This is a genomic window from Ruegeria sp. AF8 (genome assembly GCF_056541825.1).
This window is the reverse complement of the sequence record NZ_JBQFYW010000001.1, coordinates 805,825-817,394: the sequence shown is the minus strand read 5'-3', so window position 1 is coordinate 817,394 and position 11,570 is coordinate 805,825. Positions and strand designations below refer to the sequence as shown.

Sequence of the window (11,570 nt, the reverse complement as noted above, 5' to 3'; positions counted from 1 at the left end):
CCTGCTCCCTGATCTACCTGTTGCGGTTGCCACGGCCCAGCGCGCGGCTCATCTGCGACGCGATCTGGCCCTGGCTGCGGCGGAAGCCCTGCACATCCGGCGTCGTGATGTTCATCACCACATTCACTGCACGCGCGCCGCCCGAGCTGCGAACCCCCAGCTTGCCGTCGAGGCCGCGCGCCAGCGGCATGATCGCCTCGGGCCCGGCCTCGCCCATCAACCCGGTGCCGCCACGCATCGGGAACAAGGTCGGGCCGCTGACCACGCCGCCATTGGCAAAGGGCATCACCCGACCATGGGCAAAACTGCCACCATCGGCGAAAGGCAGAATGCCCTGCACCAGCCCACCGACGGTACTAGCCAGCAACCCGCCGAAATGATCCGTCACCGGCTTGATCGCGGCGGAATAAGTAGTCTGGATCATCGACTGCGCCACAGTTTCCAGCGCGTCCGACAGCTTCATCCCGTCGAACACCACCCCGTCGAACGCCCGTCGCAGCCCCTTGGACAGCCCGCGCTCCAGCGTCGCCACGTCCTTACCCGTCTCCGCCAGCGCCGAGCGCACACGCTGCAATTCGCTGTCGAATCCGGCCGCCATGACCGCCGCGTCGCCCAGTGCATCGCCCAGCGCCTCGCTGCGCGTTTCCAGATCGTCGAATCCGTCACTCTCCGCCATCGCTCACTCCTTGTGTCCTGTCCGGATAGGCCGCCAACAGCGCGTCCAGCCCGGCACGGTTCATCGCCGGCACACCCGCGCCCTGCCCCAGCATCAGCCGCAGCTCGGCCGGGGTCAGACGCCAGAACTGATCCGGCGCCAGCCGCAGGCCGAGGAACCCTGCACGCATCAGCGCGGGCCAGTCGAACCCGCTCACTCCGGCACCATGAAGGCGCGCGCCAGCAACTCTGCCGCCGCTTTGGCGCCCATCATTGGCCCGCCTTCGATCCCGGCATGCATCAGGTCGGCACGCGTCACATCCGCTCCGCCACCACGCAGCCCGGCCACGATCAGCGCCAGCACGTCACCGCTGGAATAGGCCCCGCCCTCAAATCGCTGCACCAACTCAACCAGAGACCCCGCCTCCAGCGCCTGCTCCAATTCCGCCAAAGCACCCAAAGTCAGTTTGAGCACCCGCCGCTCCCCATCGATGGTCAATGCCACCTCGCCCGTCCACGGATTGGCCATCAGAGCGCCGTAAAGCTCAGCGCACCGGCGCTTGCCATGCTCATCTCATAGGTCGCCTCACCGTTATGCGAGCCCGCATATTCGATGCCGGTCACCTGAAACGGGCCTTCGACAATGCCGAAATCCGGGATGATCACCTGAAACGCGGGCGTCTCGCCATCAAAGAACAGCTGCCGCGCACGCTCGTCCGTGCCCGCGTCCTTGAACACGCCCGAGCCCGAGATCGAGGCAGACTTGACCCCCGCCCCCGACAACAGTTCGCGCCAGCCGCCCTGGCTCTCCAGGCTGGTCACATCCACGCTTTCCGCGTTGAAACTCACCCGCGTGGCGCGCAGCCCCGCGATGGTCTCGAACAGGCCCGTGCCATTCATATCCACTTTGACCAGCAGGTCCTTACCGTTCTGGGCACCCATATGCTCTCTCCAAAGATTGGTTGCTTAGTCGTCTTCCACGCGGGCGCGGAATCTCAGATCGATCTGGCGGATCGCCCCGCCGGTTCCGGTACGCCGGGCCGAGGCCCGCTCGAACCACAGCCCCACCACGCGCCCCCGGGCCAGCGTCAGCGACGCCGCCTCCAGCGCGTCGCACACGGCGCCCGCCAGCGTCTTGGCCGCGCCAAACCCGGCTGCCTCGGAGACCACCGAGACGGTAAAGCGATGCACCGCCCCGGCGCCGGTCCCGTCGGACGCCTCGCGCACCTCCTCGGGCCCGAGCGTCACATAGGTCTGCGGCACAGATCCCGACGGCACGGCGTCGTAAATCGCCCCTCCAGCCAGCGCGCTGACCTCCGCATCCGCAACAAGCTGCTGATAGACCGCGGCCTGAAGCGCCGCCGACACTGCATAGCTCATGCCGCCACCTCCTCATCCGCGAAACAGGTCAGGTACCGGCCCGCCGGATCGCGCCCGGCCACCGCCCGGATCACGAACCGGCGCGCACCATCGCGAAACCGCTGATCCGGCGCCGGACGCATGCTCGACCCTTCCGGAGCCCCCCGCACCACGATGCGATAGCTCACTCGTGACACCGGCACCCCGGCAATCGATCTCTCAGACCCGCTGCGCGCACTCACCTCGGCCCAAAGCGTGCCCAGCACCGCCCAGCTCTCGGTGTAACCGCCCGCACCATCGGCACTGCGTACCGGCGCCTCCAGCACCAGACGCCGGTTCAGATGCGGCGCCTTCATTGCACCACCCCGGCACCAAACCGCACCATCCGATAACGCTGGATCAGGCTGGTGACTCCAAAGGGCATGCAGCCATCGCCCAACGCAGTCTCGTTGCGATATTCGTGGTAATGCGCCGCCAGCAGCAGCACCGCCTGGCCCAGATCGGCCGGCAACCCGCCCCAATCCGCCGCCATCCCGGCGGTAAAGGCGATCTTCACCGACCCACCGGTCGCAATCGCAGGCAACAAAGCACCAGCAGGACGCAAACGCGGGCGCTGGCTGTCGGGCTCCAGCCGGTACGCACCGGCGCCCACCACGGCCTCGACTCCTTTGGCATCCACCAGCGTCACCGCGTCGATCCCGGTCACCGGCGCCACCGGCAGCACCTCGCCCCCGCGATCGCGCCAGCTGTTCAGGCTCCAGGAAAACGCCCGCACGATCAGCACCTTGCCCGTCCGCGCCTCGATCGCCGCAATCGCCGCCCGCAGAAAGCTCTTCAGCACCTCGTCCTGCACATTGTCCTCGGCAAACCCGGTGCCCAGCCGCAAATGCGCCTTGAACTGGTCCACCGGCAGCGCGGCATCCGGAACCGAGGTCTCTTCGATCAACATCATCAATTCACTCCGCAAGCTCGGACCCCTGTCGGGCCCTAATCTTCAGGAAAAAGCGGGCACGCGCCGCCCCACGTTGCTCGGACGGAGGGGAGCAGCTAGACAACGCAGGGTTCACCCCGACCCGTACCCGCCCGAGGGGCCCTGGGCCCCCCGGATTCAGCCCGCGTTACGCGATGCCGAATTTCACCAGCTTGATCGCGGCAAAGTCGCTCACGTCACCGCCCACGCGCTTGGTGGCATAGAACAGCACATGCGGCTTGGCGCTGAACGGATCGCGCAGCACGCGCAGATCGGGACGCTCGGCGATGGTGTAACCGGCGGAAAAGTCACCGAAGGCAATCGAGAAACTGTCGGTGCCCGCATCCGGCATGTCCTCTGCGATCAGCACCGGATAGCCCATCAGACGCGCGGGCTCACCGGCGGCCAGACCGTCCGACCACAGGAAGCGGCCATCGCTGTCCTTGAGCTTGCGGATCACCCCGGCGGTTTTCGAATTCATCACGAAAGTGCCGTTGACGCGGTACTGCGCCCCCAGCGCATAAACCACATCCACGATGGCATCCGCATCGACACCTCCATCGATCCCGGTCGGCACGTAACCGATATTGCCCCAGGCCCAGACATCATTGTCGATCTTGGCGTGATGCAGGATACCCTTCGGCTTGTCCGCACCATCCCCATTGATGAACGCCGCCGCCTCGGCGCGGGCGAACTTGTCGGCGATGCGGCCGGCCAGCCAGCCCTCGACATCGAACGCGCTGTCATCCAGCAGGCGCTGCGACGCCTTGGGCAACGCGCTCAGCTCGTGCAGCCCAATCGAGATCCGGTCGATCAATGGCGTTGCCGTCTCGGTCGAGCCCGAGGTTTCGTCCGCCCAGCCCGCGCCCACATCGGTATGGTCGATCAGCACATCGAACGAGTTCGCCTCGACATTCACCACCGACGCAATCGAACGGATCGAGGCAGTGGATTTCAACACCGATTTGATGATCTCGGCGGTCTGCGGATCGACCAGATAGCCGCCATCGCTGTTGACGGCGCTCGACAGCGACTTGGCCTCCATCTCCAGCCCGCGCAAGCCATCGTCGTCGCCCGAACGCACATAGGCGTCAAAGGCCTTCTGATGCGGCGCGCCCTCGTCGGTAAAGGCCGCCAGGTGCGGACGCGCCGCGATGGTTGATTTACGATCCAGCATTGTCAGTCGCTCTTCTGTCTGTTGCAGTTTGGTTTGAACTTCAGCCTTCAGGCCCTTGAACTCATTCACGAAGCCAGTCATCGCCTGCTTCACCTCCTGAGCCAGGGGCACACCCTCTCCGGCCAAGGCCGGCATTTCGGTCTTGCTCATCAGCACTTCCTTCTTGGGGGTGAGTTTTCGGCGCGCTAGTTTCGCGCCAGCTCCAGCCGGGCGTCTCTGAACACCTCGGCAATCTCGCGCCAGATATCCCCGGCCTCGGGGGTTGCCCCCTTGGCCGCCACCCGCGCACTGGGCAGCATCGGAAAGGTCACCAGCGACACCTCCCACAGCTCCAGTTCCGTCAAGAGCCTCTGGCCCTTCTCGTTCTTCACGGCCCGCCTGGTGCGATAGCCGATCGACAAACCGTCGATCGCGCCCGCCTTGATCAGCGCCGCCGCCTCGCGCCCTTTCTGGGTGCTCTCCAGCAGCCGCCCCTTGACCCACAGGCCGGTGTCGTCCTCGCGCACCTCGTCCCAGACGCCGATGGGCTGCGCCGGATCGTGCTGCCACAGCATCTTGACGCGCTGACCGGCGGCCTCCAGCCCTTTGAGTGACGCGCGATACGCGCCCTTCTGTACATTGTCGCCGCCCTGATCGGTCTGGCCGAACAGGCTGGCATAGCCCTCGATCACCGCATCGTTCGTCACCGTCAGCCCGTCGCCGAACCGCGCGAACTTGTGTTCAAGCCCGGTGTCCATGTTCATGAAACACTCCTTGTAACCCTTTGAAATCCTAAGGCGCCGCCACCAGAACCGATTGAAACGCCTGCGCCAGAATCACCGCCACAACCCCGTAGACGGTCAGCCACAACCGCTTTTCCAGCCGCTCCATCATCTCTTCGATCTGATCCAGCCTGCGGCACAGATGCTCATGCTGGATCGCGGCCACCCGCTCATGGGCGGCCAGTTGCAACCCCGGAGCACACTCGAACGGCGGATATCCCGGCCCATCAGCCATCGGCAGTCTCCGTCAGCACCGGCAGCCCCAACAACGCGCGCTTCTCGGCATCGCTCAGAAACTCGGCCCCACACACCCGCGTCCATTGCGCATCGCGTTCCGCCGACAGCGCCGGCACCTGATCCAGATCGGGCTTCAGCATCAGATCCTCGCCAGTAAAGCCCGAGAGCCATTCCGACACCGCCGCCGCCACCCGCGTCACCAGGGGCAGCACGGTCAGGCGATAGAACGCCCGGTTGGCCTCCTGATAGTTCGAATAGGTCGCGTCGCCCTGAATCCCCAGCAGCATCGGCGGGACTCCAAAGGCCAGCGCGATCTCGCGGGCGGCGGCTTCCTTGGTCTTCTGAAACTCCATGTCGGAAGGCGAGAACCCCATCGGCTTCCAATCCAGCCCCCCTTCCAGAACCATCGGTCGCCCGGCATTGCGCGCCCCGCGATAGTTCTGCTCGATCTCATCCGAGAGGCGGCGGAACTGATCCTCGGCCATCACCCCATGCCCGTCACCGCCCTTCCACACCAGCGCCCCCGAAGGCCGCGCGGCATTGTCCAGCAACGATTTCGACCACCGCGACGCACTGTTATGCACATCAATCGCCATCGCCGCCGCCTGCATGGGCGAGAACCCATAGTGATCGTCCTGCGGGTGGAAGGATTTGATATGACAGATATTTTCCGCCACGAACCGGTGCGTCTTGCCGCCCACCGCGTAATCATACGCCTTGGGCCACCCATCGGCCCCCGGCACCACGCTCATCCGGTCCGAGCGCAAGACGTGCAGCTCAACCGGCAAGCCTTCCTCGGCCTGCACCGCCTCGACATAGGCGTTCCCCGACAGCAGCAACTGCCCGAACAAAGCCTCCATCAACTCCGCCCGCCCCTGCGCCGCATTCGGACGGCGCATGAGGCTGAGGATCGGATGCACATCAAACCGCTGCGCCTGATCCTGTAACACCAAAGGCAACGCCGCCGCCGCCTCGGCAATCAACTTGACCGAGCGAAACCCTACCGGGTTCCCCGAAAACCCCGTGCGTGTCAGCGACACCGTGTCCCGAGGGCTCCACGCCACGCGCCCGCCCGTCTGCCACGCCACCACAGGCCCCGCCGCGCTCGCCTTTGCCTCGGGCGCCTCGCCAGCCGATCCACGACGCAAGAAATCGAATACCATCTGTGCTCCTTTCTGCCGCCGCTCTGCCCGGCTTGTTGAAAGGAGTTATGAGGGAAAGAAGTTTAAGCCTTGGGAATGGGGCGCACGGGGGATGGGCAACGGCAGTCTCCACCTTCTGTTGTGTTTCAATACGGCGGCAGCCTCAAAATGTAACTTTGTTGATAAATCAGCCATCTATTTTGAACTACAGGGCTTCACCATTTGAGCACAATATAGCGTATTCAACGTCTTTGTCTGACAACGTTGGGTTGCTTTCAACGTAGTCCCTCACAAGTTCTTTGGTGTCTGGATGATATACGTGGTTCAATCCGTGCAAGGCAGCGAACTGGCAGTGTTTGGTATCCAGCCACAGTATCTTAGATAGTGTTTCGAACATCGCGTTCTGAATTCGCTTGTGTTCTGGATTGTTCCTGGGGTCAGCTCTCTTCATTGGATTAATGTCGTATGCCAAACCATCCCACCACATTTCGCAAGTCAGGCCCAAGGGATCGGAGGCAAACAAATCGCGATACAAGTAATACATAGAGTGGATCAGGGTTTCTTTTGTTTCTATTGGAAGCGCACTATCCCAGATCAAGGTTTCGAGGCTGCCATCAAAACCCGCGCTGAACAAAGCCCAGCAACTCTGCTCCAGTTTTGCCCGCGTATACTTGGTGAGCAAGCTGCGCGCTCCGATAAACATTTCGATCATGCACTTTGCGCTGTTTTCGGCATCGTATTGAATATCTAAATCAAACTGGTCATACCAAACATCGGAGCTCCCGATGTTGTGCACATCGTGCTCAAACACGAATTCTTCGAAATCACTTAAAGTAGCCTGCCTTAAATCTATGATTCTTCTGGTCATACAGCTTTGTCGCACCAAAATTGTAGAATCGAAATATCAAATGGCGGCCTGATTAAAGATCAAAGCCGTCATGGGCCGAATGTGTTTGTTCGGTTTCTGTGAACAACGTAGACAAAGCCCGCACCCTCGGCCGCCGACACCCCCCCGCAGGCCCAACCGCCAACCCATTCTGCGCGCGGAACGGCGCATCACCTGCCGGGCACTTTTAATGCCCCGCCTCAATCCGACCGCAACGACCGCCCGGTTACAAAATTGTAACTCTCCAGCACCAACTGGAACACGACATCCAGTTCCTCGGCGGTCATTGGGGTGTAGATCATCACGAACCCCTCCCATCCCGGTCGCTGATCGGCCCATGGATGTGGCACGGCCCAGCCCTTAGCGACCGCCAGACGCGCCGTTTCCGGATTCAACGAGGCGTGGAGAGAGCCGTCTGGATGAACATGTGCGAACTCCCGCCCGCCAACAATGACCTCCGGGCGCTCCAGCGGCAAACTGTCCGCCAGCCAGAACCCTTTTGCTCCGGGCAGCGAGACTACGGTTTCGCGAATTTCAACATCAGGAATTTCATCGACCCGTCTCAACAGGTCTTCCGTCAAAGCCGGAACAGGGGAAACTCCAATTTGGACATGTGGCACTCCGCTGGTCGTGTCCGGCCGTGGCGAAGTTCTCTCAGGCAATCTGGTACTCTGCGCAGCGGCGCACATGGCCGTGCCGCAAATGATCCCTGCAAAAAGGGTGCCTCGCAATATACTTTGGACTCTCATGACTTTGCCTCCGTCATGAAATGGTCGCACCAAGCATGTTATCAGGCAACTCTTCTCAATCCCGGCGTGACGTTCACCTTCACGGCAAAACCAGTCGTTGGTCTCAATCTAACGGCTCAATATCCTGATAGCCATCACTCACAAAGCCCGCACCCTCGGCCGCCGATACGCCCCCGCTGGTCCCACAACCAGCTCATGCAGCGCCCAGACCAGCGCGTCGACCCGGTCGGGCGAGCCCTGCCCCTCGAACCCGCGCGCGGTCATCTGGCACATCTGCTCCTCGAGCGCGTCCAGCCCGGCCACATGCAACACCCGCCCCTGCTCGTACAAGGCCGCCACAGGCTCCGCCCGCGCCACCTTGCCGCGCGAGGCCCGCACCGCCCGGAACGGGACCAGAGGGTCTACCTGCCGCACGACCTCTTCCACCAGTTGCCCGCCCTGATTGACCTCGGCCACCAACCGCTCGGCCCCGAATTCATCCATCGCGTCAATCGCCGCCTGCGCCCAGCCCGCCGGGCCGACGCCCTGCACCGTGCGGTCGGCCAGCACATAGGCGCGCCAGTCCTCGGGCGGGCCCTGCAATTGCGCGCCCACGACCATGATCCCGCAGGCATCCGCATCCGAACCAGCCGTCACCGCCGGGTCCAGCGCCACCACGATGCGGTCCAGTTCCGGCACACGCGCGCAACGCGCCGCCTCCAGCATCGATCCGGTCCACAGCGCGCCTTCCGCATCCGACAGCAACACCCCGTCCAGTTCCTGCCGCCCCAGCCGCGTCCCCGCATAGCGTGCGCGCACCTCCTCCAAGAAGGACTCCGCCAGATTGGCCCGGTTCGCCTCGGTTGGCGCATGGGTGACCACCGTGGACGGCGACGCCAGCAACTCCTTCAAAACCTTCACATTCCGCGGCGTGGTCGTCACGCAGACCCGAGGCCGCTCGCCCAACCGCAATGCAAATTGCAACATGTCCCAGGTCTCGCCCGCCTTCTTCCACTTGGCCAGTTCATCCACCCAGGCGGCATCGAACTGCGGCCCCCTCAACCCCTCCGGATCATGCGCCGAAAACGCCTGCGCCTCGGCGCCGTTGGGCCAGACCAGCCTCCGCTCCGACGCCTTCCACACCGGGCGGCGATCCGGCGGCGAACACTGCAGGATCCCGCTATCGCCAAAGATCATCACGTCCCGCACCTGATCGAAGGTCTCACCCACCAGCGCCACACGCTTCGCCACGCCCTCATCCAGCGGCTTGCCCCCCTCGACCATCGACCGAACCCATTCGGCCCCGGCCCGCGTCTTGCCCGCGCCGCGCCCGCCCATGATCACCCACGTGCGCCAGTCGCCCCCGGGCGGCAACTGATGCGGCAACGCCCAGAACTCGAACAGGAAAGGGAGGGCACACAGCCCTCCCTCCCCGATCTCACTCAGAAACCTCTCCCGCACCGCAGCATCGGCGGAGGCGAGCCAGCCTGCACCCGATCTCAGATCGGGCCTGCTCAAGGTCGAGCGCATAGCTCCCTCGGGCAATTCCTTGTTGTCTGTGATGGTGTTCGACAAGGCTCGTCTCCACTTTCTGACAGCTCCGGATCAGGCCCTCGACCTGACCAAGCTGCTTGCCGGTGCCGGCAAGATCTGCATCCTCCCCGGTCACGATCTGCTTGCGCAGGTCTTCCGCCGCTTGCCGCAGACCGCGAATGGACGTTTCCAGCGACTGCAACAATTCAGCCGTCCGGGCGATCCTCTCTTCCGGGGTAATCATCGTCATGTGTGCGTTTGACCTCATGCGTGAGTTATTCCGCACGAGAGAAATGAAAAACGGCCACCGGATCGCACCCGGAGACCGTCACTCACTTCTTCTAGCATGACACAACCTATACGAGAATGCGTGCGGCAAGTCAAGATTTCCCGCAACAGGCGCGCAACACCCAACGTACCGGGATCACGCACCCATGCAACGATCACGGGCCATCACAGCCCATGCTACGGCGTGTCAAACACGAAAGACAACGGTTTGCAAAGCGCGATCAACCAATCCAGAAACAACTGCACAGGCCCCGCAAGCGGGCCTTTGCGGCAGATAGCATAATACACACCCGTCATATTCAGCGGCGCATCCACCTGTACCAGTGACCCTTCGCGCAGCTGCTTTCTGACCGTCAGTTCAGGACTGACATGAAGCCCATATCCCATCAATGCGGCCTCCAACTCGAATTTCGCGCCGCCGGGATCGACAAGCTGAATGGTATCCGGATCGAATCCGGCCTGCCGAACAACGCGCTGAAATACGTTCCAACCTATACTGTGATCTTCAATCCAGGGCACTGACGCCAGACCAATTTCCGCCGAACTGACAAGATCGGGCGTACCGCAAATGATGATTGGCGTTTCAAGCAGCGGCATTTCGAAATATCCGTCCCAGCTATGTCCCGGAGGGCCCGCGCGGACAACAATATCGAATTCGTCCAGGTTGATGGGCTGCGAGTTTCCTTCAGGCGTGAACGACACCTGCAACCCCGGATGCATCTGCCAAAGCGCACCCAGTTGCGGCAGTATGACAGCATCGACAAAACGGTCCGTGGTGGACACCCGAACGCCGCGTGTTGCCTCGCGCAATAGCAGATCGTCGAACCCGGTTGCGATTGTTGAAAAGGCGTCGCTCAAAGTACCGCCCAGCTGACGGCCAGCGTCCGTCAGGGCCAAGCCGCGCCCGTCCTTGCGTACCAGGGTTACTCCAATATCAGCTTCAAGTCTGCGCACCTGCTGAGCTATCGCAGCAGGCGTCACATTAAGGGCGCGTGCGGCCGCAGAATATCCATTTAGCCGCGCGGTGGCTTCAAAGGCCCGCAGCGTGGTCAGGGGAGGTAGTTTGTGCCAATCCACATCCGCCATTTATTACTTTTCCTAAAAGATCAGGAAATATTCCTGACTCTAAAAATAAATTTTTTCAAGTTATTGTTCAGAGCACAGCAAGTCTGAACCGATAACAATCTTGTGGTTTTTCTACCAAAAACAAAAACCACGATCCCGGTCGGGTCGAACAGTTTCATGGGTTTCTTGCACCCGGCATCAACGGCCCGAAACCGATCCATCGGCCAATTAAAGGAAGCAACCATGATCAGGATAACCGGCGCATTCGCGGCCGCCACAATTGGTATGGCCCTGACCAGCCCCGCCCTTTCCGAAACCAGCAGACACCCGGCCTTCAAGGCACATGACGCCTATCTTGACGCAATGAACGCGAACGACCTTGAGCTTTTCCTGAATGCCGTCACCGACGACATCGTATTCATAGCACCGAATTCTCCGGCAATAGTCGGCAAGACCGAAGTCAGGAACTGGGCAGACGTCTATTTTGAAGAGTTCAAAACGTCGTGGCGGAAAACCCCGATAGAACGTGTCATCGCATCTGACTGGGCATTCGAACGATACGCCTACACCGCAGTCGCCACACCGTATTCAGGTGGCACGACCCGGATTGAGTACGGAAATGGCCTTAACATCTATCGGATGGGAGAGGACGGGATCTGGCGTGTCGCCCGGGACGTCTGGACCGCAAGCCACCAGTCGCAGAGAAACTCGGACAGCGGCGCATTGGCTTCTTGCGCCACCGACCACGCCCCCTGCTAGCTGTGATCCGT

General features: G+C 62.2%; 17 protein-coding genes. 2 read left to right on the top strand and 15 right to left on the bottom strand.

From position 1 onward, the window contains the following. Positions 1-13: 13 nt before the first annotated feature. From ACR0AO_RS04165 to ACR0AO_RS04100, 14 genes are all read right to left on the bottom strand, one after another. A complete protein-coding gene (locus tag ACR0AO_RS04165) occupies positions 14-676 on the bottom strand; it encodes a phage tail tape measure protein (RefSeq protein WP_480600201.1) in 663 nt (220 codons plus the stop codon). After that, positions 663-872: a rcc01693 family protein gene (locus ACR0AO_RS04160; RefSeq protein ID WP_480600199.1), complete on the bottom strand. Its 210-nt coding sequence runs from the start codon at positions 870-872 to the stop codon at positions 663-665. The genes ACR0AO_RS04165 and ACR0AO_RS04160 overlap by 14 nt, the downstream gene beginning before the upstream one ends. Continuing rightward, complete coding sequence (locus ACR0AO_RS04155) at positions 869-1,183, bottom strand: gene transfer agent family protein (RefSeq protein ID WP_480600197.1); 315 nt, start codon at positions 1,181-1,183, stop codon at positions 869-871. Before ACR0AO_RS04155 ends, ACR0AO_RS04160 begins: the two co-directional genes overlap by 4 nt. Next, complete coding sequence (locus tag ACR0AO_RS04150; protein WP_171179427.1) at positions 1,183-1,596, bottom strand: phage major tail protein, TP901-1 family; 414 nt, start codon at positions 1,594-1,596, stop codon at positions 1,183-1,185. The genes ACR0AO_RS04155 and ACR0AO_RS04150 overlap by 1 nt, the downstream gene beginning before the upstream one ends. Before the next feature lie 24 nt (positions 1,597-1,620). Next, the gene (locus tag ACR0AO_RS04145; RefSeq protein WP_480600194.1) at positions 1,621-2,034 is read right to left on the bottom strand and encodes a DUF3168 domain-containing protein; all 414 of its coding nucleotides are present in this window, start codon (positions 2,032-2,034) and stop codon (positions 1,621-1,623) included. After that, positions 2,031-2,369: a phage head closure protein gene (locus tag ACR0AO_RS04140; RefSeq protein WP_480600192.1), complete on the bottom strand. Its 339-nt coding sequence runs from the start codon at positions 2,367-2,369 to the stop codon at positions 2,031-2,033. Before ACR0AO_RS04140 ends, ACR0AO_RS04145 begins: the two co-directional genes overlap by 4 nt. Beyond that, on the bottom strand, positions 2,366-2,965 hold the full coding sequence (locus ACR0AO_RS04135) for a head-tail connector protein (protein WP_480600190.1): 600 nt from the start codon (positions 2,963-2,965) through the stop codon (positions 2,366-2,368). The genes ACR0AO_RS04140 and ACR0AO_RS04135 overlap by 4 nt, the downstream gene beginning before the upstream one ends. Positions 2,966-3,131: 166 nt before the next feature. Then, on the bottom strand, positions 3,132-4,310 hold the full coding sequence (locus ACR0AO_RS04130; protein ID WP_480600188.1) for a phage major capsid protein: 1,179 nt from the start codon (positions 4,308-4,310) through the stop codon (positions 3,132-3,134). A gap of 35 nt (positions 4,311-4,345) precedes the next feature. Beyond that, entirely contained in the window at positions 4,346-4,903 is a 558-nt protein-coding gene (locus ACR0AO_RS04125) for an HK97 family phage prohead protease (protein ID WP_480600186.1), read from the bottom strand. A 28-nt stretch (positions 4,904-4,931) separates the two neighbouring features. Beyond that, on the bottom strand, positions 4,932-5,156 hold the full coding sequence (locus ACR0AO_RS04120) for a GTA head formation protein, RCAP_rcc01685 family (RefSeq protein ID WP_367936741.1): 225 nt from the start codon (positions 5,154-5,156) through the stop codon (positions 4,932-4,934). Next, entirely contained in the window at positions 5,149-6,321 is a 1,173-nt protein-coding gene (locus ACR0AO_RS04115; protein ID WP_480600184.1) for a phage portal protein, read from the bottom strand. The genes ACR0AO_RS04120 and ACR0AO_RS04115 overlap by 8 nt, the downstream gene beginning before the upstream one ends. A gap of 184 nt (positions 6,322-6,505) precedes the next feature. Beyond that, the gene (locus tag ACR0AO_RS04110; protein ID WP_480600182.1) at positions 6,506-7,168 is read right to left on the bottom strand and encodes a hypothetical protein; all 663 of its coding nucleotides are present in this window, start codon (positions 7,166-7,168) and stop codon (positions 6,506-6,508) included. Positions 7,169-7,386: 218 nt separating this feature from the next. After that, positions 7,387-7,752, bottom strand: a complete 366-nt coding sequence (locus tag ACR0AO_RS04105; protein WP_480600180.1) for a luciferase domain-containing protein — start codon at positions 7,750-7,752, stop codon at positions 7,387-7,389. A gap of 321 nt (positions 7,753-8,073) precedes the next feature. After that, positions 8,074-9,444: a DNA-packaging protein gene (locus ACR0AO_RS04100; RefSeq protein WP_480600858.1), complete on the bottom strand. Its 1,371-nt coding sequence runs from the start codon at positions 9,442-9,444 to the stop codon at positions 8,074-8,076. A 31-nt stretch (positions 9,445-9,475) separates the two neighbouring features. Between ACR0AO_RS04100 and ACR0AO_RS04095 the strand changes: the two genes are divergently transcribed. Beyond that, a complete protein-coding gene (locus tag ACR0AO_RS04095; RefSeq protein WP_480600178.1) occupies positions 9,476-9,709 on the top strand; it encodes a hypothetical protein in 234 nt (77 codons plus the stop codon). 203 nt (positions 9,710-9,912) lie between these two features. Here ACR0AO_RS04095 and ACR0AO_RS04090 read toward each other — a convergent pair whose 3' ends face one another. Then, entirely contained in the window at positions 9,913-10,821 is a 909-nt protein-coding gene (locus tag ACR0AO_RS04090) for a LysR substrate-binding domain-containing protein (protein ID WP_480600176.1), read from the bottom strand. 222 nt (positions 10,822-11,043) lie between these two features. Here ACR0AO_RS04090 and ACR0AO_RS04085 point away from each other — a divergent pair, with 222 nt between their 5' ends. Next, a complete protein-coding gene (locus ACR0AO_RS04085) occupies positions 11,044-11,559 on the top strand; it encodes a YybH family protein (protein WP_480600174.1) in 516 nt (171 codons plus the stop codon). Positions 11,560-11,570: the final 11 nt, after the last annotated feature.

What these genes read in the sequence shown, in the direction of transcription:
- ACR0AO_RS04135 (WP_480600190.1), bottom strand. Translation starts at nt 2,965, where the DNA reads ATGATGTTGATCGAAGAGACCTCGGTTCCGGATGCCGCGCTGCCGGTG.
- ACR0AO_RS04095 (WP_480600178.1), top strand. Translation starts at nt 9,476, where the DNA reads ATGGTGTTCGACAAGGCTCGTCTCCACTTTCTGACAGCTCCGGATCAG.
- ACR0AO_RS04130 (WP_480600188.1), bottom strand. Translation starts at nt 4,310, where the DNA reads ATGAGCAAGACCGAAATGCCGGCCTTGGCCGGAGAGGGTGTGCCCCTG.
- ACR0AO_RS04100 (WP_480600858.1), bottom strand. Translation starts at nt 9,444, where the DNA reads ATGCGCTCGACCTTGAGCAGGCCCGATCTGAGATCGGGTGCAGGCTGG.
- ACR0AO_RS04110 (WP_480600182.1), bottom strand. Translation starts at nt 7,168, where the DNA reads ATGACCAGAAGAATCATAGATTTAAGGCAGGCTACTTTAAGTGATTTC.
- ACR0AO_RS04155 (WP_480600197.1), bottom strand. Translation starts at nt 1,183, where the DNA reads ATGGCCAATCCGTGGACGGGCGAGGTGGCATTGACCATCGATGGGGAG.
- ACR0AO_RS04120 (WP_367936741.1), bottom strand. Translation starts at nt 5,156, where the DNA reads ATGGCTGATGGGCCGGGATATCCGCCGTTCGAGTGTGCTCCGGGGTTG.
- ACR0AO_RS04085 (WP_480600174.1), top strand. Translation starts at nt 11,044, where the DNA reads ATGATCAGGATAACCGGCGCATTCGCGGCCGCCACAATTGGTATGGCC.
- ACR0AO_RS04150 (WP_171179427.1), bottom strand. Translation starts at nt 1,596, where the DNA reads ATGGGTGCCCAGAACGGTAAGGACCTGCTGGTCAAAGTGGATATGAAT.
- ACR0AO_RS04090 (WP_480600176.1), bottom strand. Translation starts at nt 10,821, where the DNA reads ATGGCGGATGTGGATTGGCACAAACTACCTCCCCTGACCACGCTGCGG.
- ACR0AO_RS04115 (WP_480600184.1), bottom strand. Translation starts at nt 6,321, where the DNA reads ATGGTATTCGATTTCTTGCGTCGTGGATCGGCTGGCGAGGCGCCCGAG.
- ACR0AO_RS04145 (WP_480600194.1), bottom strand. Translation starts at nt 2,034, where the DNA reads ATGAGCTATGCAGTGTCGGCGGCGCTTCAGGCCGCGGTCTATCAGCAG.
- ACR0AO_RS04125 (WP_480600186.1), bottom strand. Translation starts at nt 4,903, where the DNA reads ATGAACATGGACACCGGGCTTGAACACAAGTTCGCGCGGTTCGGCGAC.
- ACR0AO_RS04140 (WP_480600192.1), bottom strand. Translation starts at nt 2,369, where the DNA reads ATGAAGGCGCCGCATCTGAACCGGCGTCTGGTGCTGGAGGCGCCGGTA.
- ACR0AO_RS04165 (WP_480600201.1), bottom strand. Translation starts at nt 676, where the DNA reads ATGGCGGAGAGTGACGGATTCGACGATCTGGAAACGCGCAGCGAGGCG.